The sequence below is a fragment of the Pseudomonas sp. SK genome, from assembly GCF_012975065.1.
Lineage (GTDB): Bacteria > Pseudomonadota > Gammaproteobacteria > Pseudomonadales > Pseudomonadaceae > Aquipseudomonas > Aquipseudomonas anuradhapurensis.
In genome coordinates this window covers 2,742,566-2,768,596 of the sequence record NZ_CP051857.1, presented here as the reverse complement: position 1 = coordinate 2,768,596, position 26,031 = coordinate 2,742,566, and the positions used below count along the sequence as shown (strand labels likewise).

Annotated in this window: 20 protein-coding genes; 7 read left to right on the top strand and 13 right to left on the bottom strand. The window is 55.8% G+C overall.

What is annotated here, in order from left to right; genetic code table 11:
- Nucleotides 1–74: 74 nt before the first annotated feature.
- The gene (locus HG549_RS12810; RefSeq protein WP_170029825.1) at nt 75–266 is read right to left on the bottom strand and encodes an MbcA/ParS/Xre antitoxin family protein; all 192 of its coding nucleotides are present in this window, start codon (nt 264–266) and stop codon (nt 75–77) included.
- A gap of 508 nt (nt 267–774) precedes the next feature.
- Between HG549_RS12810 and HG549_RS12805 the strand changes: the two genes are divergently transcribed.
- Nucleotides 775–5,187: a hypothetical protein gene (locus HG549_RS12805; protein ID WP_170029824.1), complete on the top strand. Its 4,413-nt coding sequence runs from the start codon at nt 775–777 to the stop codon at nt 5,185–5,187.
- A 19-nt stretch (nt 5,188–5,206) separates the two neighbouring features.
- Here the strand turns inward: HG549_RS12805 and HG549_RS12800 are convergent, their stop codons facing one another.
- The gene (locus HG549_RS12800) at nt 5,207–5,878 is read right to left on the bottom strand and encodes a DCL family protein (RefSeq protein ID WP_060506992.1); all 672 of its coding nucleotides are present in this window, start codon (nt 5,876–5,878) and stop codon (nt 5,207–5,209) included.
- A gap of 226 nt (nt 5,879–6,104) precedes the next feature.
- Nucleotides 6,105–7,097, bottom strand: coding sequence for a DNA-binding protein (locus tag HG549_RS12795; protein WP_170029823.1), 993 nt, complete (start codon nt 7,095–7,097; stop codon nt 6,105–6,107).
- Between the two features lie 218 nt (nt 7,098–7,315).
- On the opposite strand from HG549_RS12795, the gene HG549_RS12790 reads away from it, so the two are divergent.
- Complete coding sequence (locus HG549_RS12790; protein WP_170029822.1) at nt 7,316–8,251, top strand: tyrosine-type recombinase/integrase; 936 nt, start codon at nt 7,316–7,318, stop codon at nt 8,249–8,251.
- 128 nt (nt 8,252–8,379) lie between these two features.
- Nucleotides 8,380–9,117 (top strand): hypothetical protein, encoded by a 738-nt coding sequence (locus tag HG549_RS12785; protein ID WP_060506985.1) that lies wholly within the window; start codon nt 8,380–8,382, stop codon nt 9,115–9,117.
- Between the two features lie 229 nt (nt 9,118–9,346).
- Here HG549_RS12785 and HG549_RS25990 read toward each other — a convergent pair whose 3' ends face one another.
- Together HG549_RS25990 and HG549_RS12770 are read right to left on the bottom strand one after the other, a co-directional pair.
- A complete protein-coding gene (locus HG549_RS25990; protein WP_256666122.1) occupies nt 9,347–10,363 on the bottom strand; it encodes a tetratricopeptide repeat protein in 1,017 nt (338 codons plus the stop codon).
- Nucleotides 10,364–10,411: 48 nt separating this feature from the next.
- Nucleotides 10,412–11,101: a hypothetical protein gene (locus tag HG549_RS12770; RefSeq protein ID WP_170029821.1), complete on the bottom strand. Its 690-nt coding sequence runs from the start codon at nt 11,099–11,101 to the stop codon at nt 10,412–10,414.
- 596 nt (nt 11,102–11,697) lie between these two features.
- Here HG549_RS12770 and HG549_RS12765 point away from each other — a divergent pair.
- On the top strand, nt 11,698–16,182 hold the full coding sequence (locus HG549_RS12765) for a protein NO VEIN domain-containing protein (protein ID WP_170029820.1): 4,485 nt from the start codon (nt 11,698–11,700) through the stop codon (nt 16,180–16,182).
- 205 nt (nt 16,183–16,387) lie between these two features.
- Nucleotides 16,388–17,008 carry a 3'-5' exonuclease gene (locus HG549_RS12760; RefSeq protein ID WP_060506979.1) on the top strand — a complete coding sequence of 207 codons (621 nt, stop codon included), beginning with the start codon at nt 16,388–16,390 and terminating at the stop codon, nt 17,006–17,008.
- An 80-nt stretch (nt 17,009–17,088) separates the two neighbouring features.
- Here HG549_RS12760 and HG549_RS12755 read toward each other — a convergent pair whose 3' ends face one another.
- Complete coding sequence (locus HG549_RS12755) at nt 17,089–17,577, bottom strand: hypothetical protein (RefSeq protein ID WP_060506977.1); 489 nt, start codon at nt 17,575–17,577, stop codon at nt 17,089–17,091.
- A gap of 288 nt (nt 17,578–17,865) precedes the next feature.
- Here HG549_RS12755 and HG549_RS12750 point away from each other — a divergent pair, with 288 nt between their 5' ends.
- Nucleotides 17,866–18,342 carry a helix-turn-helix domain-containing protein gene (locus HG549_RS12750; protein ID WP_060506975.1) on the top strand — a complete coding sequence of 159 codons (477 nt, stop codon included), beginning with the start codon at nt 17,866–17,868 and terminating at the stop codon, nt 18,340–18,342.
- Nucleotides 18,343–18,390: 48 nt separating this feature from the next.
- Here HG549_RS12750 and HG549_RS12745 read toward each other — a convergent pair whose 3' ends face one another.
- Both HG549_RS12745 and HG549_RS12740 read right to left on the bottom strand, forming a co-directional pair.
- Nucleotides 18,391–19,446: a methyltransferase gene (locus tag HG549_RS12745; protein ID WP_256248176.1), complete on the bottom strand. Its 1,056-nt coding sequence runs from the start codon at nt 19,444–19,446 to the stop codon at nt 18,391–18,393.
- A 67-nt stretch (nt 19,447–19,513) separates the two neighbouring features.
- Nucleotides 19,514–19,978, bottom strand: a complete 465-nt coding sequence (locus HG549_RS12740; RefSeq protein ID WP_170029819.1) for a hypothetical protein — start codon at nt 19,976–19,978, stop codon at nt 19,514–19,516.
- 207 nt (nt 19,979–20,185) lie between these two features.
- Between HG549_RS12740 and HG549_RS12735 the strand changes: the two genes are divergently transcribed.
- The gene (locus HG549_RS12735) at nt 20,186–20,599 is read left to right on the top strand and encodes a helix-turn-helix domain-containing protein (protein WP_082432227.1); all 414 of its coding nucleotides are present in this window, start codon (nt 20,186–20,188) and stop codon (nt 20,597–20,599) included.
- A gap of 99 nt (nt 20,600–20,698) precedes the next feature.
- On the opposite strand, the gene HG549_RS12730 is transcribed toward HG549_RS12735, so the two are convergent.
- The 5 genes from HG549_RS12730 to HG549_RS12710 form a co-directional block, all read right to left on the bottom strand.
- Nucleotides 20,699–21,346 carry a hypothetical protein gene (locus tag HG549_RS12730; protein WP_170029818.1) on the bottom strand — a complete coding sequence of 216 codons (648 nt, stop codon included), beginning with the start codon at nt 21,344–21,346 and terminating at the stop codon, nt 20,699–20,701.
- On the bottom strand, nt 21,343–22,509 hold the full coding sequence (locus tag HG549_RS12725) for a nucleotidyltransferase (RefSeq protein WP_170029817.1): 1,167 nt from the start codon (nt 22,507–22,509) through the stop codon (nt 21,343–21,345). Before HG549_RS12725 ends, HG549_RS12730 begins: the two co-directional genes overlap by 4 nt.
- Nucleotides 22,510–22,582: 73 nt before the next feature.
- Nucleotides 22,583–23,068: a Mov34/MPN/PAD-1 family protein gene (locus tag HG549_RS12720; protein WP_060506967.1), complete on the bottom strand. Its 486-nt coding sequence runs from the start codon at nt 23,066–23,068 to the stop codon at nt 22,583–22,585.
- Nucleotides 23,061–24,800, bottom strand: coding sequence for a ThiF family adenylyltransferase (locus HG549_RS12715; protein WP_170029816.1), 1,740 nt, complete (start codon nt 24,798–24,800; stop codon nt 23,061–23,063). Before HG549_RS12715 ends, HG549_RS12720 begins: the two co-directional genes overlap by 8 nt.
- Complete coding sequence (locus HG549_RS12710) at nt 24,793–26,031, bottom strand: nucleotidyltransferase (RefSeq protein ID WP_060506963.1); 1,239 nt, start codon at nt 26,029–26,031, stop codon at nt 24,793–24,795. The genes HG549_RS12715 and HG549_RS12710 overlap by 8 nt, the downstream gene beginning before the upstream one ends.

Sequence of the window (26,031 nt, the reverse complement as noted above, 5' to 3'; positions counted from 1 at the left end):
GCACAGCTTCACGAGTGGGGATTCCCTGTAGTTTTTAAGCTGTCGGGCCAATCAGACCAAAAGCACCGTTTTCATCAACAGGCATAGCCGTGACCCAGTTGATCAAGTAGCGCTTTTACCCTCAGATATCCAGCCTCATTGCCAACACATTCCAGAGCGGTTAGGCCACCGAATTCGTCACGAGGGGCAGCCAGCCAAACATCTGCTTTGGCTTTGCTGCCAAACACCTGCTCGGCTTGATGTCGAATCATCTCCTCAAAATTCATTGCTGCTCCAAGCGCGCGTGTAGGCCAATAGTCGCTAGATTGTGAGCGCCCTAGTCTGCGCAACGAACCGGTTCACTGCCCATCCATCCAACCACGTTATCCCTCCAAGTTCCACTCGTTTGACTATACGATATCGTTTGGAACCTCGCAAACCTGGCCTAGAGTGGTTGAGTGGTTGAGCGCGTATCCACATTCAGCGTAGCGCTCATCGCTATGTAGATTCGCGCTCGCCAGTAACCCTAGGTATGGATCAGGCTGCTGTTCGGTGAACGAAGCGTCAGTACGAAACGTGGTGAACATCCCCTGTCAAAACTGCAACCTACCTACCCAGCACTGCAGCCAAGCAACCCAGCACTGCAGCCAAGCAACCCAGCACTACAGCCAAGCAACCCAGCACAGCAGCCAAGCTACCCAACAATGCAATCAAGCTACGCAACACTGCAACCAAGCTACGCAACCCGCGCGCGGGCCGTTAAAATGCCACCACCCTCATTGTCGCGAACCAGGTATGGCCAAGGCTCCAAGGAAACAGCCCGCAAGGGAAGCTGCCAGTGCACAGAAGACACAAGCCAAGGGGCGCCGTAAAAACGTGTCGAGCCCGGTCTCCTCGGGTGGCAGAGGCGATGCGTTCCAGTTACGTGTACAGGCGGTTCGCCTTCTATCGATGTGTCTGGGCCTCGAGTGCCCAGGTGCCCCCGCCGGCTTCTACATCACGCGCATGGTCTTTCAAGGGCGAGTATTCGGCCACAACACCGATGACCTCATCATCGACCTGATGAACCCGAAAACCGGCCAGACAGCCAAGCATCGCTTGCAGATGAAGCGGTCACTCAAACCTGGTGATAACGCGCAATTCAATGAATCCGTTGGCCTAGCCTGGGAGGATTTCAGCAAGCCTGATTTCCAGCGCGGACTGGATGAGTGCCAGATTGTCTTCAACAGCTCGTGCCATTCACAGATGCAAGGTGTAGTCGAGGTCGTTCGGTTCGCAATGGCCTCGGAAGCCGCGGCAGACTGGATCGTCCGGGTTTTTGAGGAGGGGTTTAGTAACGACAGCAACCGTAAAGCCTACGGAGCGCTGCGAAATGCTGTCGAGCTCCAAAAAGGATCGCCAGTGGACGCTGAGGAGCTCCATCTGTTTCTCTTGCATCTCAGGTTCATGTCGCACGACCTCGATTCCGACCATACCCAGGCAGTCGCGACCCAGAAACAGCTGATCAGTCAACGCTTGCCTAATCGCAAGAGCGCTGAGGTATGGGCATTACTGCAGGCAGCGTGCGTGGAGCTCAATAGCACTGCCGGCCAGATCACCCAGGAGAGCGCTGAGCGTCACTTGGGCGAGCTTGGTGCAGAGTTCAAGGAAACGCGTGAGCTCATGCGGGCGCTGCACGATCTACAGAGTGCCAGGCCTGGTGGCGTGAACCACCACGTGTCTGCTCAGCCGAACAGCGCCCTGCCCTTGAGTCCTGAAGCTCACGGCCATCTGCTGCCTCTGGCGCAGCTACTGCAACCGTTTTTCGCCTCGGCAGTGACACCACAGGGAGCCTCGATGACTGAGGCCCTCCCCGGCGCTCATTCGACCTCTACCAACTCGTTGGTAACTCGCCAGCTCGACCGCATCACTCAGATGCAAAAGGAGCATCGCTATCAGGAGTGCCTGAATCAGTTGGATCTCCTGCAGCCTGAGTTGGAGGATTTCGACGACCACCAAAAGGCTCGCTGGTACCTGCTTCATGGCTTATCGCTGTGGCATAGGGATGATGATGAGCTGGCCGCGAAGGACTTTGATACCGCAGCCAGTCTTTGCGACTCTGATGATCGGATCGCAGTGGCGTCGGTGCGTAGCCGCATCATCCGGGGCGACATAAAGGCCGCTGTTGAGGCCGGTCAAGCGCTGATGGTTCGATTCCCCGAGTCTTTCGCGGTGTGGGTAGCTCTCACGAACGCCAGAATCATCGCCGGCGAGCGCGTGGGTGAAGACGAGATCCCTGATGCATTCGCAGATAAGGCGCTCGCCTGGCAACTCGTGGCCAGCTCGCATGCGGCCTTCGACGACGACGAGAGCGCGGTTCGAGTCAACCGCATTGCGCTAGAGCAAGAAGACAGTTCAATTTTCATCTTCGAAAGCTATCTGCGCTTCGTGTTGCGATTGGTGACGCTGAACGCGGTTCGGGTGAATTGCAGGGCATTAGAAGCGGAACATGTGCAGCTTTTGACGGAAACAATGGCCCGCGACGAGATTCGAACGGGTTCGTTTTGGACGTGCCAGAGCCCGAAAACGTTGGGGGAGATCATCGCACACCTGGCTTACGGGATGATTTTGCTGGAGCGCACGGAGGCCGCATTAGAGCTGCTGCACCAAGCCAAGCTGAAGGGCGTCTACGAAAAGGCAGGCCTGATCCGCTTTGAAGTCGAAGCACTCTGCGACTTGAACAGATGGAGCGACTTGATTGCCCGCTTCGGGGAGTCGATCGGTACCTTGCCAGACGACTCACTACTTCGCTTCGGGCATGCATGCGTCCTACTGTCACGGGCAGATCTACTGCAGCGAGTTCGTGATGAAGCAGCACGGCGTCCGGAGTCCGATGTCATTTGCCATGTGTCCAGAAGGCTTCAGCACCTCCACTGGGATCAATTGCTCGATAAGGGTGAGCTGGTCATTGTGCAAAAAGAGTTGGAGGACGCAGGACTATCAGTGCGCAGCACATCATCACTTGTCGACCTGCAGTTTGTTGCACGAGCGTATGCGCAGGATAAGGTCGTAGCGAAGGCTGTAGAAGATCAGGTGGCCAAGCTTGCTCCTGACAGTACTGATCCCCACGAAATCGCGATGGGCGCGCGCGTGATGCTGCATGCCGAACGTTTCGACATTGGCGCTCAGCTTCTAGAAAGGCTGCTGCCGTTCGATATATACACGGAGCTGCATGATGAATTGCTGTACTGCTACATTCGAACAAGTCGACATGCAAAGGCCCGTGATCTGCTCGATGCCATGCCCATCGCCTGGTGTGACTCCGCCAAGGCACGTGAATTGGCGCTTTTCCTCTACGGCAACGCTGGAGACTGGGGGCGAATGCGCCCTATTGTTGAGCACCAGCTATCCCTGTCTCCGCAAAGCGCCAGCGAATGGATCAAGGTTATCCGGGTGGTCGCGTGTGAGGGCGCCGCAGATCTGAATGTGATCATCTCCTCGATGCCCGCCTGCCTCGAGGGCGCAGTGGAAGACTTGCTGCTCCTGGCCAACATTGAACTGCGGTACGGTCATATCGAGCGTGGATTGAATCGGGTTTGCGCTGTGATTCGCGCCAATCCAGGCAATTCGCAGGCAGCTGAGACGCACGTAAAAATGGTGCTGATGTTGCGCGAGGGATCCGACGTCTTTCAGCAGGAGCCTGCAGTCGTCGCACCTGGCACCTCAGTAGAGCTTGCCGATGCGCAGGGAGTGATCCGATACATCTCGATCGATGCTGAGGCAGGTGCCTTTGCGCCTGGCGCTGCGGAGTTCCTATCTCCTCAAGATGATTTTGCTCAGACGTTGATGGGGCTAGCCGTCGGCGAAAGCATCACTGTGCACGACATCTTTAATGCTCAGGTGTTCGAAGTGAAGCGGATCATCACCCTGCACCGCCGCTTGTTCGACCTCTCCAAAGCGCTGCTTTCGGAATCCATTGTCCCGGGCAAAACGCTCGTTTCGTTGAAATTCCCGCTAGATGCCAATGGCGAGATGGATTTCACGCGTCTTCAAGAGCAACACAATCTGTATCAGGCTCGCACGGCAGCGCTTTACGCGCTGTATGCACAGAAACCGGTACCTTTGGCCCTACTGGCGAAGCAGATGGGGCGAGATATCATCGACATGGTTCGCGATTGGCCCAGTGATGCTCCTTGCCTGGACGTGTCGATTGAAGATGACGACGCCGATAACAAACCAACGTTCTCGCTCGATGACCGGATCTGGGTGGTCGATCTCTCGATACTGGCTGAGCTCGCAACCCTTGGGTTGTTGGACATTCTTGAGCATTTGCCCAAGGTCTATATCAGCGCCGTATCGCGGCAGGCACTGGATGCCAAAATCGAGGTCTCTGCGTTCTTAGGCGGCGGCGTGGGGCTCTTGGAGGTTGGCCAGGAGAATGTGGTGTATGAAGATCAGCCGCCGATCGACCAGAGTGAGGGTTTCCTGGGCGCCATTGATATGGCGATTTCGAACTACTGCACCGTTGTCCCGGCGTACGGGTCACACGACCCCGGCCTTCCGCTTCAGCGATTCAACAAAATTCTAAGTGCTGAGGGTCGTGCGGCTCTGTCGCTGTGCCTAGAGTATCAGGCCAGCCTCATCTCTCTTGATGGGCGCCTGCTTCAGATCGCTCAAATGCACGACATACCATCCGCCACTGTGCAGATGCTTCTTACGGCAGTCACAAATAAGGGTGGCCTGAGGCCCGTTGAGGCGTCATGTGCACTCGTCAAGATGGTTATTGCGCGGCGCAGCTTCATTGCGATCCGCCCTGACGACCTTGTCGCGATGATGGATCAAGGGTTGCCTTTCGCGAATGTGGGCATCAACAGCCTTAGGCGCTACCTCGCAGATCCGAATTTAATCTTTGACTCCGCAGCGTCGACGGTCATCGACTTCATTTGCAAAATGTTCACCAGCGTTCGCTGTACGTTCAGCGTACTTTTGAAGCTGATCGAGCTTCTGCTGGAACCGCTATTCAGGCATGTGCACTGTCCTGGGGAGTGGGAAACAAAAGCGCTTCAAGCGTTTCGTCAACTGCAGCACCAGGGCGTCACTGAGAGCTATTTTACTTTCATAAGGCGCAGCGTTGCTGTTGCCAAGGACAATGCTCAGGGCCCTTGCATGCCGGCCTCCCTGGAGGCGCAGGTTACGTTCTCGCCAAGGACGCTGTTCTACTGGCGGTAAGCGCTCTTGATTAGGTGCTTCAAGGTGTTTTATTGCTGAGCGCGTCGCGCGACGCGGCAAGCGAGCCACCTTTGAGCAGGTTGGCGGCCTTGCGGCTGGCTTGGAGCTTCGCATGCTTTAAGTGATACGACACGAATGCATCTGTAACGCTGCAATCTACCAGCGCCAGCTTCATGCCGCTGCCGGTCGTCTGTAGCTGTGTCAGATCGACCTGGTGGTCTTTGCAGAAATGGGCGAGCAGCTTCCAGAATGGCGTTTCGTGATCCACATGCAGATCGTTGGGATGAACGATTGGCTCGCCGCTGATGGCGCAGTCGATTGGATAGGTCAGCTGCGCCCGGAATGCGTCGAGTTGAGGTCGGACAGCGAATCTAAGTGCTTCACACACCTTGCCGTGCGGCGACTGTGCGACGCCGGTAATGCACTTCCTGTAGGAGAAGCTTTCTTCAGTCCCATCCAGGCGCACCAAGTGAAACCCTCGACCTGATAGCTCATTTCTAGCCACCATGAAGTGGTCGACGCCGGCGCCGATCTTGCGCTTGGCGTCGGGGTGCAGCGCCAGCAACAAATGAAGCTTCTGAATCGCTACAGGATGGCTCACCCTTCCCATTGGCGCGGTGCGCAGGAAGGTCTTTAAGCCCTCTAGCAAGGCTTTCTTACTACGGTACTCAAATGGCCCTAGCCAGTACATACCACTCCCCTGTCCGTTCAAGTGGAGGCAGACCCTACGCCTTAACCCAGGGCTTTCAATTACGCGGTATGGGCACGAAGCGCAACGAGTACATTTGTACTCCATCCTTTCGTGCTCGCACCTTGTATCAGGTCACTCAGTCAAGCCACTCTAAAGTTTTCAAAGGCGGCATTTTGCAAGATAGCGGCGCCAGCGCGCCGGGCGGTCACACTAGCGTAGAGCGGCTTCAATGGGGTGCTTCCCCTGCTGCAAGTCTGGAGCGCAACGCTTCATTTTCAGCCTTGGCCTGATCTAACAACTGCTCCGTCTGCTTGTCGCGGATCTTCAGAGCGGTGAGGCTGGTGCGCAATTCATCTGAGGCAGCGGCAAGCGAAGCTACCTGCTGTTGAAGCAATTCCCGCGCGCCCTCGGCGCGAGCGGTTGCTGCATTGGCGATGCCAATATCTGTGCTCAGGCGCTCAATCTGATCCCTGTGCTGCGCCCTTTCCTTAAGCTGCTGGCGATTTTCACCAATGAGGCGCTCGTTGTCCCGGATCAGGCGCGTCACTTCATCCTGTTTGACCATAAGCGTCTGCTGGAGCAGCGTAAGCTCCTGCTGCTTTTGGTGAAGCTGAGACTCGTGGCGGGCCTGATCCTGATCGCGCTGCTCCCGGGATGCTGTTCGGTAGTGTTCGAGTGCATCCCGCGCATGCTGGTGTTTGTCCTCAAGCGACTTTATCTGCTCGTCCTTCTCACGAACGCGTACTTCCAGGTCTGCGCAGCTCTGGCTGATGCGTGCGTTGCGAGTCTGCTCGGCCTGAAGCGAAGATTGGCTCGTTTGCAGCGCTTGGTCTTGGGACTCCAGCGCTTGGCGCAGCGTAGCGACTTCCTGTCTCACAGCATTGAGCTCTGCTTCAATCGTACTGTGCGCTTCTCGCATACCTTTTCGCTCTCGCTCGAAGGAGGCGCGTTCATGTAGCAATGCTTCGTTACCCTCCTCCAATAGCCGCTCCAGCAGCTTCTCAACCAGTCCGCTCAGCTCATCGCTCAGTCGCGAGGGCGAGGCATTTGGCTGCGTATCGTGATTCTCGATCTCCTTCAAATATCGCTGAATGGTCGTTTTCGAGCCGGTATTTCCCAGCTCAATGCGTACTGCATCGATACTGGGGTTTTGACCTCTTGCCAGCAGTGCCTCGCGGGCTTTTCGCACAAGAACCAGGTTAACGCCGCCTCTAGCCATGTTAGCTCCTACAATTTCGTACTGTGTTACGTGTCATGTAATTACGTACTATCCTATCACTTAGAAATGCCTTCCTATTCAGTAATCTTGAAAAGATATAATCGATTGTTATCTCTTGTCAGGCGCTCCTGCGCAGGTAAAATGCCTCGAAATGCGGTATTGAGGGGACGCGAGAGCGACGGCGCCCCCGCCGGGCCAAGAAGCAAAAAGGGCTGAATATGAGCAAGGCGGATCGATATCTAGATGCCAGCGTTCGGGTCAATACCTCCAAAAGCTATGCAGCTGCCATCAGTCACTTCGAAACCACCTGGGGCGGTTTCCTGCCCACCACGACTGAAGCCGTTGTTCGTTACATCGCCGAGTACGCCGATCAGTTGGCCATCAGCACGCTGAAGCAGCGTCTTGCGGCACTTGCAAACTGGCACCAGACCCATGGCTTTCCTGATCCCACCAAGGCGCCAAAGGTGCGCCAGCTCCTGAAGGGCATTCGGGTGCTCCATCCCGTCCAGCAGAAGCAGGCTGCTCCCCTGCCCTTAATGCAGCTTGAGAAGGCGGTTGCGTTTCTGCAGCAGGAAGCGAGCGATGCGCGCATCGCTGGCAACATGCAAGGTGTGTTGAAGTCGACCCGGGATATCGCGCTGCTCACGATCGGGTTCTGGCGAGGATTTCGCGGCGATGAGTTGTCTCGATTGACAGTCGAGAACACCCAGGCGGAGCGCTATGTGGGTATCAGGTTCTACCTGGCTCACAGCAAGGGTGATCGCCAGCATGTTGGTCGCGAATACAGGACGCCATCGCTCAATAAGCTCTGCCCTGTTGAGGCTTACCTGAACTGGATCGAGGCTGCTGGCATTGCTCGTGGCCCGGTGTTCAGGGGGATTGATCGTTGGGGTAATGTCAGCGGCCAGGCGCTTGCGGCCCACAGTTTGATTCCCCTGCTCAGGGGTACGCTGGAACGATGCGGGCTACCTTCTGAGATCTACAGCGCTCACTCGATGCGCAGGGGCTTTGCTACCTGGGCGGCCAGCTCTGGCTGGGACATCAAGACACTGATGGAGTACGTTGGCTGGAGTGACCTGAAGTCGGCCCTGCGCTACGTCGAGCCGGCACAGCAGTTTGGGGGATTGGTACGAACGCTTGAGGGAAGCTCGTAGCTTGGCATTCAAATGCAAAGAAACTCACAGATCATCGATGTGGATGTCAGTGCGGGTTCATGAGGCAGCCGTTTCAAAAGAATCAAAGCTGAGCTTTGCTCGCTCAACTGGGTTTGCAAGGAGGCAACGTGGCTAAGCTGGATTTCATTTTTAGCGTTCACATGTGTGCGATGAGTCAGTCCATTTCGATTATGCGAATGCTCGCTGAGCAGGCAGAAAAAAATGTGGCGCTCGCGATCAAAGAGGCTAATGAGTCAGGGTCAGTAAAGGCGCATGAATTCGAAGAGGAAGCATGCGACCAGTATGGTGAAAGCTACGTCAGGATCCGAACGTGCTATTCGTGCGGCTCTTCTGTGGCTTATGACCCTGAAGAGGCTTTGGCCATGCACCAATTCTTGATCACTCAGCTCACGCGACGCTCAGCGTATCTCACCATCTTCGGCTTGTTCGAGCATCGTGTGAGCCAATGCCTGGAATTCATGATTGAGCTCACTGGACACGATGGAGAGGTCAAAGGTAAGGGCCCTGTAGAAAAGGCTCAGTACATGCTGCTCAATGTGGTGGGTGGCAACGAAATAAAGGATTTAGATCACCTCACAGTCCTTAGAAACATCATGATCCACAGCGACGGCGTTGCTGAGGGATATGAAGAGATGAGCACCCGTAAAACAAAAAAGACCCACGCAGAAAAAAGGGTCTTGTCAGCCATTCGTAGAGCAACGGGAGTGTCGGTCAACATGTTCGATGGCGTCATCATGGGTCAAACATTCCTGACATATGCCGTCGATGAGTTTGAAAGGTATGTTCGAGAGATGGAGGAGGCTGTGCAGAATTACCATAAAAACAGGGCGATCCCGAATGTCTAGCCGCTATGGCGAGGGTAACCCCGAGCGTAGTCAGCAGCATCGATCCTTCTGGCGTTGAATAAGGGCCAGCGGAGCTCAAGCCAGCACGATCAACCACGGAGCGCGCCTGAGGTACTCCATGCCACGAACCGATAATCAGCCTGGGAAACGTTGAGACTGAGGCTTGCTGTGAGGCGGCTTCGTCATGGCGCTCAATGATAGGAGTACATCTGTACTCCTATAAAAAGGCTCATTCAGCCGTCTTACGGGTGTCCATACCGGCTCGTTTACGAAGCAAATCGAGCTTTCTTTTTACCCCGATCTTGGGATTCAGGCTGAGCGCCTCCTCGTAGCATGCGATCGCCTCTGTGACCTGTGATAAGGCTTCGTGCGCCAGGCCTTGGACTTTGAGCGCTGTGGGTTTCCATGCAGGATTCATATCCGCGCCAATGCGCCGGGCGCGAATCAGAGCTTCTAGAATTTCCTGTCCCTTTTCGGGGGTTAGCAACGTCGAGTCGCCTTTCAACATGGATTCTGCAGAAAGGATCACGGCGGAGTAGTCGCTCGAATTCAGGAACGCATCATCAGCCGTGTGTTCATCCAGGATGGTGCCATCAGCACCGTAGCGGTACTCGCCACCGCCGGAAACCTTGAAGACCAGCTGGCAGTGCTTCTCGTCAAACTCGATCTTGTCAGCGCCAAAGCGTCGCGGCCTTACAGAGAAAAGCACATGCCCGGTCGTCAGGTCGAACAGGGTCAGTTTTCCGGCATCCTCTGTCGGGCTATTTGCCGTTATGCAGTAAGCCAGCTTCCCGTTTTTGGAGAGTCCACTTTCCAGGATGTTGGCTGTGAAGGTGCGCAGGACGATGGGCGTCCCATCGGCGGAAAAGACATGGAAAGTGCCGCACAGGTTGCTGCCAAAATGCCAGTCCTCTATGGAGAAGGTGCCGTTGTCGGCAACCTGACCCTGGTTTGGCCTAGGCAGGGATCCCTGAGCAGCAACGGCGCCAGTGGAAAGGTTGACCAGTAGATATCGACCCTCCCCGCTCTCCCGGTGGCCTCCCCTGGAGCCATCCGGGGTACTGTCGCGCCACGACACAGCCCACTTGCGGTTTGGAGATTTCTTGAACAAGCCGTGCCATTCGATTGCATCGATGCATAAGAAGGTTTTCGACAGCTCGACAATTGGTTGAGGAGCATCCTTGATCATCACTGCTGGGGGATTGGGCTTATCACGCTTGCCGAACAACCACGAAAGTAACCTCATCGGAGCGCTCTCTCTTGCTGTCTGATGATTGCTGAGCGCCAGCCAGGCCTAAGATCCATGCTCGGCAGCCTTTTGCTTGGCAATAGCTTCCTGATCGGTAACGAGCTGGGCGAGGCGTTTAGCCTCTGAAATATAGCGAGCGTTGTCAGGCTCCAGGGCGGCCAGTTGGCGATAGGTGCTGGCGAGCTCTTGGTATTGCTGTGGTTTCAACGTTTTCAGCGTGGCTACAAGGGAAGCTTTGCGCTGTTGATCCAGGAGTGATTTTTCGCCCTCCAATGCAGTTTTTGCGATTGCATCCACTTCCGCATCTCCCAGCCCCTGGTACTTTCGGGCCAGCACCGCCGCTGCTTGATAATCCTTGTTCGCCACCTTGCCCTGCATCTCTTGCAGAATTTGCGGGCGATGAGCTGCCAAATACTCACGCTGCTCCTGGGCTTCCTTCTCCGCTTGTTGCTTCTGATCAGCAGCGGCCCTCACTTCTCGGTCTATGTTGTCCTGCTTCAACTGTGCGTTGAGCGCAGCGTTCGACAGAACGATAAGTCCTATGAGGCCCAGAAATCGAAAGGCTGGCGTTAGTGGTTTGCCTGTCTTGGCGGTAAACCAATCGTTGACTGGCGGCAGGAACAGCAGCGCAGCTATCAACATGGCCAAGCCTGCCAACAGGCTCGTCGTCGCCATCCCGATCGCCGCGATAAGCAGCATGCTGAAGAGGCAGTACATCACCAGCAGTGAAATCAACCTACGCATCCTTGCCTCGCTTGTCCTGGATTGGTTCCGTGCGCCACTACCGGCCTTGAGTGCAATATGAGGCGCGCCCTGGGTCACCATCGGTGGCTACAGGCCAGCATTTTTCGCACAGGCTCCGAGAGAACGCAATCAGTCACGGTTGCCCAGTGCGATACCTTGCAGCGTTTGACGCCGCGCCGGATCCAGATATGAGTTCAGTGGCTGATTGACGCCCCACGAAAAAGGCTATGGATAAAGCCGTTGATGAGTTTCCCCGCAACAGCTACCCGTCCACGTGTAGGCAAGTGCATTAGCAAAAAACACCTGCTCCGCCAGCGTGCGAGGTCAGCCAGGAGCCGCCGGCGACGGAGGCACTCAATCGCTAGTAGTGCCGATAGGCGCGCGTCATTGCGAAGGCCAATGGATGCGGGCGAAGGCCTGGACTCTGGCTTTTTTGGCAAGGTATGCAAATACGAACAGAGCAATCCTCTGGTCGCCCTCAGACATCAGTGGCGGCACTCATTTGAAGCGTACTGCATCCATGGAACTCGCCCCAAAGCCGGTCTATGCTCGACCGATCTCAAAATGCCTTCATGGAGTAGTCCATTATGGACGAGCAACTCGGACGCTTGCACGCTACAGCCTGCTTCAACTCAGCTTCTACCTTCAAGGAAACGACGCTGCGCAGCAAAGCGTATGCGAATGCCGCGTTAACTGAGTTTGTTAAGCTTCAGCGCGAGCAGCCCGAGATCCTGACCACCCTCCTCAAGGGCGGCAATCAGGGCGCCAAACGGTTGAATACCGACCCCTACCAAGGGCTTCGCGAGGTTATCCAGAATGCTGATGACCTTGATGCCACTGCCGTGCAGTTCGGGGTGCAAACGGTTCAAGGCAATAAGCAGCTGGTGATCGTCCATAACGGTCTGCCCGTTGAACTGCCCCACGTGCTACCGATGATCTACCCGTTCTATTCCACCAAGCAGCAGTCAGCGGTGCTTAAAGGGCGGTTCGGGATCGGCCTCAAAACCCTCACCCAGCTCGGCGACAACCTGACAGTCCACAGCGCCCCCTTCCATTTCGGCTCACGCGATGACCACGTGGCCATGGTGGAGGAAGCCGAGGCGATCAGGGGTTTTTACGACCCCAACGCCGGTCATACCATGGTGAGCGTCGATCTCTCTCCAGACTATGACATCGATTCTCTGGAAGCCTGGTTCGATGATTGGGCCCCCAGTGACTTGGTTTTCCTGGATAACGTCCGCGCGATCACCTTATTCGATCTGGATGAGGGCATTTCGCTCAAGCATCTTGCAATCCAGCAGACTCAACCCGATCGCCATTTCAAACTCGCACTTGGTAAGCAGCAGAGCCGTGTCACTCACTCAACCTTCCTGGTGGACGACAACCTTTGGGAGCGCTTCGTTTGTGACGTGAAGGTTCCAGCCGGTAAGGCACGCGCTGCCAAGGCGACCGGCGATTTCACGCCCATTGGTGTTGCGATACCGGTAGATGGTAGGGCTCATGGACGAATCCACATCGCGCTGCCCACCAAGATTCACACCAATGCGGCGTTTTCTCTGGACGCACAGTTTGACCCGTCCACCTCCCGAGAGGACATGATTCACGGCGCCTGGAACCAGTGGTTGACTGAGGCATCCGGGCAGTTTTTAGGTAAGCTGGCCATCTATCTAGCCCAGCAACGCAATACGCTTGCTTGGCTGGCCATCCCTGTCGGCGCGAAGACGGACAGCAGTTCGGACTGGCTCAACAAATTGTTCCATGAACAATGGAGCAAAGCGATTGAGGCTTTCAAAGCGTGTCCCACCCTCATTGATGGCCGCTATGCGCTGAGTCAGATTTCGTACTGCGATGAGTCGATCGACGGGATGCTGACGGAAGCTGACCACCTCGCGGTGAGCGGGTTGCCGATGCTGCCCGAGTGGATGCGGGACAGAGATGGACGTTGGCGTGTCGTCCTGAAAGCGCTCTCCATTTCACACGCTCTCGCGCTTGCGGATGTATTCGAACACTGTGACCAGGACGGATTCGAGCAAAAATCGCCGGCGTGGTTCCTGGACATGGCTATAAAATGCCTCGAACTGGACGAAGACTATCTGCTGCTGGGCGCTCAATGGGTGCCGCTTGCAAGCGGGCGGCGTACACAAGCCAAAGCCGAAGACGAAGCCGACTCGTGGCTAACGGGGCAGCCACCCGCAATTGGCTTTGCAGCTCGCCATCATCTGACGAATGTAGTTCACCCTCTTCTGCTTGCTACACCGTACGCCTCCCTCATCGAGTGGCTATCAGAGAACGCCAATTACAAGACAGCCGTAGCCGCCCAGGACGTGCTTGAAGCGTTTGCCAGGCGATTCGCGCAAGATCCCATCACAGCCGATAAACAAGACCTACTCGATCTGCGAGACCTGTTTGAGCACGTTGATACCAAGAACAGTGACTTGGGCTCGGAGGTAGGCGCGGCACTGCTGATTGACGCGTTCAGCTATGTTGCACTCGAGGATGGTCGATCAACAGTTTCGAAGGTGCTCGCCTCGCCGACCAGCGTATACCTGCCAGCCTCCATCGCTGATTCGCAAGATACGTGGTCGAAGGCAGCTGGAACCACCCCTGAGCTGCTATGGGCGTCCCCCAGCTATGCCGAGGTGTTCAAAATCAGCAGAGCAGAACAACGGGGCATCCAGGGCGATTCAGTTGCTACCAGTCGAAAGCGAGGTGTAAAGCGCTTTCTGTCACTGCTGGGCGCCGAGGTTTCTCCTCGCCTTGTTGAAGCCACGACGGACTCCGCACACATCGTGCTCCCGTCCCAATATGCAGCACGCCGTTTCCTGGGCCGAGCACGCGGCGGCCTGCGGCGTGATTTCGCCTCGCCTGATCTTGATGCCGTCATACGCCACATTCGCCAGAGCCCAGCCCAACCTGTATCGCGCAGAGGCGGAAAATCTCGTGCTTCGGCGCCAGTGGCCGCCCCCACCGCCGTTGAAAGAGCGATAGCCCTGTTTCGCTGTATCGACAGCAACTGGCTCTCCTTCGAGCCGTATAGCAGAACCTTCGCTTACCGAGAAAGCGGCAGGAGCGATAGCTCGCCGGTGCCCACCACGTGGCTCGGAAGGTTGATTGACAATGCGTGGTACCCCAACTACGCAGGTACACCGTGTAAACCTGGCACCCTCATCGTCGAGACGAAGGTCACACTCGCGATGTACGAGCATCACACGGATTTTGCCAGTGGCTTGACAGAAACCGACGCCAATAGCGAATTTGCGCGCGCGCTGGGAATGCGCGTCAATCCGCCCGTTTCACAGCTGGTAGCGGCTCTTGAGCGTGCCAGGAGCACGTCGTCATCTGATGACGTCAGCCTGATGAGGTTGTACAAGGCTCTGGCTGGTCATTGCCCACAGGGCGGTTCTACCGTCGCGCATGAAGCGATGATCGGCGACATGCAGGCGGGAAGCCTACGTGGCAAATTTGGCATTCAGCGCTCTCAAAAAGGGCTGATTGCGCCCTGCGTCACAACCTCCAGGGGCAGCAAGGAATGGTTCAGCATGCGAGCGGTCTTTGCCGGCAAAGACATCTTCCATGGCAGACAACCTTTCGTTCTGTATGACCGCAGCCTTACCCCTTTGTGGAACGCGTTGGGCATCAGTCATCCTGACTTGAAAAGCTGTATTCGTGAGCTGGAATCCCTAGCGAAAACCGCGTACGACCCGAAGCACGACGCATTGTTGCTGGACATCTATCGGCACATGGACAGGCAGCTGGACAAAGCGACTGCCGCAGATCGTCGAAGCCTGAGCCTGCTGCCATTACGGTCAGGCGATACCTGGACAACCAAGCGTCCTCTGTATTACTCACACTACTCAAATCTTCGATCCGAAAAGATCGCCTTGTGGACGCCACCCTGTGCGGCTGACACCATTTCTCGATTCGTGAACGCTGCGGGCCTGGAGCGACTCCCATTCGCTGCAGCTGCCCCGGCGAAAACGAATGTGACCAATGACGAGCTCGAATTCCGTTTCCAAGCTGCACTTCGCATACTGAAAGCTGATCTTGCGAGAGATGATGAGCGCTCTTACAAAGCGATGGAGCCTTGGAATCGGTTTGAAAACGCGACACTCAATATGCATCTGCCAGGACAGCTGATCGTTAACGCAGCCCCCCAGGGGGCGCGGCAAATTTCTATTCAGCTACATGCCTACTCCCACTTATCCGATCTCGCGGTGCATTTCGATGACGAGAAATTCATCGGCAGGAGCGAGTATGGGGGCGTCGCGATCGCGGGTCTGGGCGATGGTACGTGCATGCGTGAAATTGCGCTCGCGTGGGTTTCCGCCTGGGCTACCAGCCAAGACCGGGAATACTTCCCCGACATCAATCTGGCGACTGATGCTGAGGAGACCAGTCTTGACATGTTGATTGCCGAACAGGAGCGTTTGAAAGGCATTAATCGTAAACGCATCATCAAGCGGGATGCCGGCGCTACGTCTATCACGGACAGTGCTGAGCGCCCCATCCAGACACGTAAGCTGAAGGCGCTGCCTCACGACTTCCAATTTACTGTCGAAACCGTAGATGGGAGCAGCCTTGCACATAAGGGGCCGCAGCCGCGCAAAACTGACCCTTTGTCAAAGCCGCCCGTTACACCCAAAAGAGCACCTTCTATGTCGGTGCCAGAAAGCGCCTACAAGCAGTACTCCTCCGCAGAATTGCAGACCAAAGCGTGGGCTTATCTGGAAGCTTCGTTGCAGCGGGACGATGCTGTGCTGGTTGATTTACAGTCCTGCAGAGGAATCGGTGCTGACGGAGCTTTGGATAAGAGCACATTCATCGAGATGAAGTCGTTCGCTCGCGGAGCGCCTGGTGAAATCACCCTCACCGAAGCCGAGTTCCGCCGCGCTGAAGAAAGCAAAACCAACTTCTACCTAGTCATCGTCTCTGGCCTGGAGGAAGGATATGAGACTGAGCTTCGCATCTATATCAATCCAACCAAAAACCTTCCCTGGACACCTAAAGGTCAGGTGGCTATAGGGGGGCTGGCCAAAGGGGCTGCCTTGGTGCTTAAAGAAACCGCGGATTGATCCGCGGGCGTGATGCTGGCTCCCGCGCCGACTCACAAAGAAGGCGCTGGTGCCTAAGGTAAGTGGGGGCTTTCGAAAACTGAGCTTCTCGCTTCGTGAGCGATTGTTCGTTCACAAGACGCCTCGGTGGCGCATTGGTTCAGGCATTGCCAGCGTTGCCGAGAACTGGATAGCCTGATGAAACCGACTGATCGAGCGCAATTCCATGCCCCACCATTATCCTCAAGAGAATATTCAGCAATGCATCAGCCGCTATCGGTACCTCTTCTGCGTAGACCTCGAAGCCACCTGCGATGATGTGGGGCAGGACGAGCCTGCCAGGCCGCTGATCGTAACGCCTGATGAAATGGAGACAATTGAGCTTGGTCTAGTGGTAGTGGATCAGCGAGAACACCGTGTGGTGGACAGCTTTCAGAGCTTCATCCGACCACGCCTGCACCCCCTCCTCACATCATTTTGCAAAGCACTCACCACGATCAACCAACGCGATATTGATACAGCGCCAGGGTTTGTCGAGGTCATGCAGCAGGTTGATGATTTCTCGAGGAGCTACGAAAACGCTGCCTGGGTATCCTGGGGTAAATACGACGCTACCCAGATTCGGCGCGATGGGAGAATCAATCAGAGCTCCAGCATTCTGGAGGCTCTCGCGCATTACAACGTCAAGGACTGGTTTGAGCAGGTCTATGCGAAGCGGCCAGGTGGCTTGAAGCCCAGCGTGGAGCAGTTGGGGTTGCCTTGGTCAGGAACGTACCATCGCGGAATCGATGATGCGAGAAACGTAGCGGCGATCGTTCTTCATTTGATCGAAAAGTCTGTCCGCTGAACGCGCCACCAGATCTTTTCCCTGAGACTGTAAGTGATGGCCGCGCTGGGATTGTGCCAGCGCGGAACAAGAGTCCCTAGTCAGCTCGCGAAGCCTTGCTGATCGAGGTGCTCACGCAGGAACTTCTCGTTGAGCACTTTTGGGAACGACACTGCGAGCTTCCACATGACGTAGACGAAGCCGATTGGCACGATGACCCCGAGATACCCTCCCATCAGCAGCCCCACGAAGCTAAGCGGTAAGAACAGTAAAAGGAGTACGAAGGCACTCAGGCGCATCTTTCTGATCCAGCTTGAGAATCCATTTTCCTCATAGATCTTCTGCCCGTCTGTAGTTTTCACCGCGAAGAGGATGTGCCCGAGGCGTCCCAGTTTGACGAAGAAAAATTGCCCTTCGATGCCCGGACGCAGGTAGGACTCAACCAACTGCCCTACCCCGACCTTCTTCATCAGTTTAGTAGCCCCGTTCTTTTGACTGAACCGGAGATAGGTGTACTCGGAGCCGTCAGGTTTGTCGCTTGAAGGGCCTACAACCTCGAGTTTCCCGGTGACGATGCTGACGTCGGACATGCTTCACTCCATTGGAAAGCGGCCTGATCTGGCATGTTCAATCACGCCCAGGCGAGCCCCAGCGTGCCGTGGTAGCTGTTACGCACGATCTGCTAGGGGCTTTTGAAGGGGTCTATTGATCATGCGGTCAGCGCCAGACATTAGGGGGGCGCTGTTACCGACCAGACGACAGCCCTTTAATCTGGAAGGCACATGGCATATGGCGCTTCGCCATACGGTAACAGGAACTATATTGCATAGTTCCGTAGGTGGCAATGTGGCTACATCCTCAGTTTTCGAGGATTACCCATGTCGCTCATGCGCCCGTTGGCTGCCGTGCTTCGGCTCGTTCGTGTCGCGCGAGGCCTGTCTCAAGAGCAGTTTTCCGGCGCAGTCGAGGCCAGACACATCCATAACCTGGAAAATGCGAAGGCAAGCGCGACGCTCGTCACGCTGGAAACTTTGGCTGGTCGACTCGGGATCGACCCGGTTGCACTGCTGGCGTACGCCTCGCGCTTGGAGCAAGGCGTTACGCCTGCTCAATATGTTGACTACTTGAATTCGGAGCTACAGAAAATCTCAGATCTGGGGATCGATGCCCAAATAGCTGACCATTATCGAGACGGCGATGTCGTCATCCAAACCCCTGGGCGTCGCACCGATCCTGCCAAGGTTCAAGCTGTTCTAGAGGCAAAAGCTGCTGGAAAATCCAAGCGAGAAATTTCCGAGAGCCTGGGGATTGCGCGGTCAACTGTTAATGACATTTGGAAAAAGTCAGACCTCTAAACCCTCGATTTTCTGATTTATTGCTGAGGATTTGCCCAGGCGAGTTCGCTAGCTACGGGAGGGCCATAATCCGTTAGCCTGCAGCAGTTGTGCTGTCGATACGCCATCGAGAAAACAGATACGGCAGGGCGCAACGAGATTTTGGGTGAACGCCAGTGCCAAGGCCTGTTTGCGCACCGCAGCGCCGATCTTGTGGCAGTGTTGAATTACATAGATCTGAGCGGGAATATTGAAGAGCCGGTAGAGCTGATCAGCATTTTTTCCCAGATCAGAGGGCTTCATTTCATGAAACCTGGCCGGCCCCTTCAGAAGGAACGCTCCGAGCTGGCGCTGGCCTCCAACGAGAAGGTTATTGGAGAGAAGATCACATTCTTCCCCTCCCCAGTCAGCCGGCACGTCGGGCTCCTCTAACAGGCTGCACAACAGCGCCTTCACGGTGCGTTCGGGCACTTCCTTCATTCTCTGAAATTCCGCTCCTCTTGGCATCCCGGAGCCATTAATGCTCGCGAACTGCTGGATTTCCTGAGGGCGCAACTCCAAGGTGGTGATGATGGGGGCGGGAAATGCAGGTGCTGCCTTGACCAGATCCCCTATGACGTACGGAACAGCACGGATGGTGTAGTCGTCAATTTGAGTGACATATCCAAAGATGAATAGGCGGGTCAGACCTTGCATGCGTGTGTAGGCGGTGTCGTTGATGAGTCCATTTTTCGTGAAATCGACGATCAGCTTTTTACCCGCCAAGGCATACTCAAGTCTGCCCGTGAGACACAGAGCGGGCGTCTTGTTGGCCCAGGAAAATCCTTTACCCGACACTTGGCCGTAGTGCATGAACAACGATCCTTCTGCGAGCTGGCCATCTCGCTCTAACTGGTCAAGCGTCTTGATCGAGCTCGTGGTTATCGCATCCAGAACGTAGGCGCCAAGCTCATTAGACAAGATGGCAGAGGCCATCGAGACATTCTGCCCCTGAAGCGCCATCCTCACGTATGAGGGCAGTTGTTGATTGTGGAGCAACGCTAGCACCCGATCACGACTGAGGTAGAAGCTCATCAGCTTCATACTACTGGTTGCGTGTTCTGCGAAGCGGGACGAAGGGATCATGGCAATTCCCGGTGGTTGAGGGTTGATAGATCATTCGATGGTTGTGTGGGGGAAAAAACAGGCTCGTCTACCGGGCGCCTGATCCTTCGAGGAATTGATCCCAGAGCGCTATGCAGTCACGCCCCAGCTGCAGGGCATCCATTGCGACGCCTTTGCTCATGACGACGTAGCTGCACTTCAGACCCTCGCCACCACCATCCCTTGCGTACCAGGTGGAGTACTCCACTCCACCGTTGGCAATTGACGGCTGACAGCCAGTCCGTGGTGCGCGCGTAAGCTTGCAGTGCTTTGAGCCGTTGGCCAGATCCGTGCAAATCTTCAAGGATTCATGACTGTTGATGAATGCGTCGATCTCTCGGCTGTGCAGTGCTGCGCCGTGAATAGCCCAGTCTCGAACGTGGTAGCAGTGGATGAAAAAGGAGAGCATATCGTCAAGGTAGGCGTCCTCGTCATGACAGGCCGATGAGATCACCCCACTGTAAAAGCGCTCTATTTTTCCCAGGTAGCGCTTGGCTCTGTTCAGCTGCTCCATGACTGCGATCCTTTGCTCACTTTCATCTTTAGCCTCCGGTCAAAGGGTGCGAGACCGCTGCTCAGGCTCGAGCATTCTGCCACGGCGCTCACAGCGGCGTCGTGCGAACTCGTTAAGAGTACAAATGTACTCCTCCAGGCGTAAAAGGTATGATGAACGCGTAACAGCATGATGATCTGACCAGTAATCTCATTTTGGGAAAGATGGATGTCACTGAAATCTGCGTTTGCAAGCGTGCTTCGAGCGTTGCGTACGACGCGCAATATGAGTCAGCGGGGATTCGCTGAAGTCAGCAGCCGCACCTACTTGTCCAAGCTCGAAACCGGTAAATCCAGCATCACGTTGGACAAGCTCGAGCAATTGAGCCAGCACCTGGACTTAAGTCCCCTCACATTGCTCACGCTGACATTGAGTGAGAGTTCGGGTGAGTCGGTAGGGGAGCTGATCAGAAAATTGGAGTCTGAGCTGTCATCGCTCCACCAGGGTGACGGTCTTACCGGATTGCGGGTATCTGGAATGGAAAGCCCTACGATCAGCCAGAGAAATATGCCAGCGCGCCCCGCCACTCACCGATCGACCGGCTCCTCGGGCATGCAAACCGAGTTGGCGTTTGTGGATTAACGAAATACAGAGCCCGCAACACCTGATCGGGTCGACGTGGTGTCTGACCACATCGCAGGTAGGTGCCGCATCCTTATCGTGGCTAAAGGGCCCTTTCCATCACTCATCAAAAAGCTGGCTGTACGCAGTGCTGAGTTCTTGCTGGCTGAAGTCACTTGCAATGAGGCGGGCTTTGATGCCTGTGAGGCATGAGCCAAATGGCCTGGAACCGCAGCACGGGCACATCTTTGTGTCAGCCGCTGCAGCATCCATGAGGAGTAGCTTCAGCAGGGGCTTGAGTTGTGCCCGCTCTTCAAGTTGGAAAATATCCTGATAGTCCTCAGCCAGCCCAGCTGCCCCATGCTCAAGCTCTCCAAATGGAAAGACGTGCATGCCTTGCTCGCGCAGAACTCGTGTGTAGAGAAAAGGCACCACACAGCTTTCTGCGAAGGATTGCAGTGTCGTACTACCGCACATAGCAAGACGTTGGCGCAGTGGAGAACCCAGGCACAGCGAGTCGTCCGGATTTATATGGTTGGCTGCAATCCTGGGTATCCGTCCGCCCTCCTCGAAAACCTCTGGAAGCGCCGTTTTCAGCGGGGCACTGAGACTAATACGCAGCCAAAACTCATCTTCAATGTAAGAGAGGCGGCTCGACCGGGCTCGAAATCTGAAAAGTCCCGAGATGTGTTGGACGCCTCGGCTTACAGGGCCATATCCCATACCTGGGTTAGTCAGGAGAAAATCTTCAACGGAAGGGTCAATCACCGGCCTATCCCCCATGGCCGTGGAGGCGCTGTCACAAACGTGGTCGGCAGCGCGGCATAGGGCTCGTCCGTCCCGCCAAGACCCTCAAAAGGTAACAACTCACTCAGCTCAACCCCAAATTTTACTCTGACCCTACTCATCGCCTCCTGCTCGCTTTGCGCGGCTTTGATAAAGTCGATGTCCTTTCCCAGCTGTATGACCCAATTGTGGAAATTCTGCTTGAGTTGAAGGTCAGCGTAGCGAGGATCATCCCAGCGGTCGGCGAAGTTCTCATTGGGGTCGACTGGATTCCTCAGGACATGCACATTGCTCCCAATGAAGCTGCGTAGCCCCGCCATTGCCATTTCCAACGTCTGCTCCAGAGATTGTGCAGGTTGGTATGCCTGTGCAGCGATCGTTGTAATGATCACAGAAATGGGCTTGCTGTCGGGTTCGAGTTTGAACATTACGTCGCGATGTCGCTTGAGTAGCTGGATAACACGCTGCAGGTTGGTGGATTGACTGAAATAGGGAACAGCTTCGACAAACGCCTCAGCCGAATACACTGAGTTGAGGTTCTGTGACCGGGCCGCAAACCATCGAGCGTACCCATCAGGGTTACTCACCAGCCAGTTCCTATCAATCTGCTCAAACGTGGCACTTTCATTGTCCGTGATCAGAACGGCCAACGACGCAATGCTTTGAGCCTCCTCGGTTGCGGTACCAATGCTCTCCATCGAGGCGACCAACAGGCTTCGCTGCTTTTCGTGAGCGGGAATGCAAGGCACGATATCCAAATGAAAGCTTGGGTATAGAAGTCGCCAGCAGCGATGCTTCTCCTCAAGGGGCTCTGCTATACCGGTGTGGAGGCGATAGAGCTCCAACTCGCGCTCAAGCATCAGCTTGATCTGCTTCTGGGTATGCGTGTCGATCGAAACGCCCTTGCGGAATTTGAACGCAAAGTCGAGATCGTAGCTATCTGCAGGATTTACCGGTGAAACTGCGGTTCCCAAAGCAAATGATCCCTGAGGGAACGCATGTATATCATTGTCCTTAAGAGGGGAATCGTCCCGCTCGAGCCACTTTCCAAACCCCTGGTAGCGATCCACTGCGGTTTCATATGCATCCAGCGGCAGGGCTGAGTGGGCGACGATGTTGGTCAGTATGCTTTCAAAGCGAGACATGGGGGTCATCCTGGATAACGGTTACAGCGCAGGACGTCCTAGCCGACCGCGCACTTGGTGTGTGAGCCTATCTTCAGTCCACGACGTGCTCGGCCCTCCAGAGCGTGGAGCCGTCATGCACCCAGACAGCAAGCCCCTGGGGAAAAGGAGCGTTACCTATGATCACGAAAAGCAATCCCGCGAAGTCATCAATGCCGGCACGGGCCTGATCCGCAGCCATGGCAAGGTCTGGTTGCGACGGGCGTGGCTGGGCCTCGGGATGGGAATGCCAGAAACCCAGGCAGTGCAGCCCCTCTTGAAACAAGCGCTCGCGCTCCTTCTTCACAACCTTGAGATCCAGTTTCACCCCGGCATAGCGAGCCCATCGTGAAACGGGATTGGTAACCCTCTCGACGCGTATCACTGGGCCATTGACGTCCCTGGTGTAGAGCTGCCCTGCTGCCTCAGCGGTTTTAAAATCGTGTTGGACATGCTGCTTCAGTATCAGTACAGATTCAGCGGGGAACTCGATCTGCCATTGAGCGCCTGGAATTCGGTACCGCAGGCTGTGCTCATGCATGGCTGAGTGTCTCCGGAAAGTCCCTGATGATCTGAACCGCATGAAACGGATCATCAGAGTGAGGCACGAGATCACTCAGCCTGGTGGCGGCGCCAGTACGCTCAAAAAAGCTCGAGGCCCTCACCCAGCTCCAAATCTGAGAGGGTGAATCCGGCGCATCCAGAATCGACAACGCGCGCTCAGTGACGAACCCAGCAGCTTGCCAGGCATCGGCAGCGCCATAGGTGCTGAAACTGGTGCTACATGCAGGAAGCTTTATCACCCCGTTAGCCCCCCAGCTCGCTACATTCACCCGTTCAACTGGGTCATCAGCGGGCCATGTATCCTTGGCTGAAACGTGGACGACATGGGCTGCAGCGCAGAAGGGTTCCATCCACGCATACACCGTTGCGCATTCCCCCAGCAGCGTTTCGCGAAGAAGAGATAGGACGGTTCTAGTCGTGCTTTCACCCGTGCAGTCAATCACGAGGTCATAGGCGTCTGTCTCACAGTGCTCAGCTAGCCATTGGGTGACAGTCTCATGGAAGGGATTGATCTTCACTTGAGGTATGAGTGCGGTAAGCTTCTGGCTGACCGAGTCAGCTTTGGCCTGGCCAATGGCATTGGCCCCTAATACGTGGCGAGCGCAATTAGCTGCCTCGAAAACTTCCTTGTCGACGATATCGATCGTGCCGACCCCCGCCCGCGCCAGTAGCTCGGCTACAGGGGAACCCAGCGACCCACAACCCAATAGCAAGGCCCGCGAGCTTCGTCGTTTGTGCACAATCGCCAATCCAGTATCTCGAGCCAATGCCCAGTCTGCGTCGACACGCTCTGCCCTGAAGGGAGTGACCCTGGGTGGCATGAGTCGATCAATCATGGGCGGCGAAATCAGATAGCCGTAGCAGACTGTGGCTTCGGCGAAGATGACGGTCAGTGATTGCTGCCTGTTCTTGCCATCACGGACTTTGGTGATCCATTTGGTGAACCGCCCCGGCTCATCTGCGAGGTAGTCGACCAAGGCCGAAAGGCCCACGAAGTCGGTGGGCCAGACTACAGGCGTCCAGAGACTACCATCTGGGAGAGGTACGAATAGCGCGCAACCACGCGCTAACGTGCCGAAGTCCCATCTGTGCCGTTGGGCCAGCTGATGAGGGTCTTCACTGCCCTGGGTGACCACCAAAGCGGATGTCCCAGCGTTCTGCCCCTTAGGGAAGTAGCCAGCCACTGTGCCTTCAGTCACCTGTGACAGCGGGTGCATCATTACTCGGGTCGTCGCCGGCGGCTGATAACCCAATACTTTGTGGCGTATTGAGCAAAAACGCAGCCAGTAAGACAGACGCTCTGCTTGAAATTCGCTTTCAAGCCAAGCCTGATTCTGCGTGTTAACCCAGAACTGCGCTAGCCTGTCGAGGACATCTTCAACCACTTGAATCGGTGATGCGAAGTCCCCGGGAGCAGGTTCAACGCCGTGACAGAACTTCCCATCCTCCTCAATATGTGGCCACACCAAGCAGAGTGATGGATCGACATGAATCAAGGGAGGAGTAACCGGGAAGTCCGATAGGATCGACAGTTGCACCGATTGTTTCCCCACTGCTGGATGTTCCAGTTCGATCACCCAAGCGTCCATTTTGACGCGCTGGGGTTTAGTTGAGCGCTTGGCAAACACGGCGCCGTTTCCATCCAGCCACTGCCTGACAATCGCGGCAGCGGCTTCAAAGGGCGTCACCGCTACAGTCCCGTCAGGCAAGGGTATCCCTCGATCCAGTTTTCCGCGGCTGCACTGGCTGGCCAGAGCTGGATGTCGGGGACGACGCCTTTAGGCCGGCCAGAATCGCAGGGGCAGTGACCGCGGGAGCTGCTGCCGCTTGGCTGCCTTTCCATGCACGAACCCCAGTCTCACCGAAGATCGCCCTTACCCGCTCTTCTGCAGCTTTGCTTTGCCCAACGGAGAACAGCGCTTCAAGGTCTTGGGTCAGACGCTCATGCCACTCGTTGAAACTCTTGTTGCGAGCCCCTCCGTCGGTATTCCACCGATCCGCGAAGTTCTCTTTCACGAAGCCGGGCATAGCCGGGTTGTTAACTCGTATCCCATGGCTGCGATCAATGAAGTCAGGCATCCGGGCAATGATTTCCATCACCACCTCAATCGAGGAATGCAGGCCATAAGGGTGGTTTTGCAGGAGATCGTCGTAAGCCTGGCCCGCCAGTGTCACCAAGATGATCGAGATTGGACTGGTTTCGCGGATGTGATCCGGCTGACGCTTGAAATGGTAATCGCGGTGCAGCTTCATCAGTTGAACAAGCCGGCGCAAAATGTCATCAAGTGCCACTGGCGCGTTGGGTATCGGATCCACCTGGGTACGCATGTTGATCGCTTCATCCATTGCGATCATCTGGAACGGGAAGCGCTTCGCCGCGATTGCACAGAACCAGTTGGCGAAATCTTCGGGGTTGGACGGGCTCCATACGCTTGTTTTATCGCGCACGCGTAGGTCTGTACCCGTGATATGTGCTGACAGAGGAATGGCTGGTGTCACGTCGAAGTAGAACGGCTCCCCCGGGTACGGGAGGCGCCAGCAACGATTTTTTGGCTCTGGCTCCCCTGCTCCATCAATGCCTTCCAGTGCTGCCCCGAACAGCTGGAAGAACCCTTCTGACTGCGTCAGGTTCGTGAACCGGGAACCGCTGAGCTTCACGACCACGTCGAGGTCAAAATTTTCACGCCCATCGCCAGCGATGGTGGTCTGGGTGCGCATCGAGCCTTGCACCACGACGTGGACATCATCGGTGGACATGCCGAGCTTGTGCGCAATGTGAAGGCCGAATCGCTTGTAGCTGCGTTCCGCCGCCTGCCGCTTGGCTTCAGGAAGCTCCAGCTTCTTCAGCATCGATACGATGAAGCTCTCCCACTGCCTGGCCTCGCTTTTTTCCCGCAAGCCTGGGAGCACTTTGGAACGCCGTTGCGACTGGACAGCCAT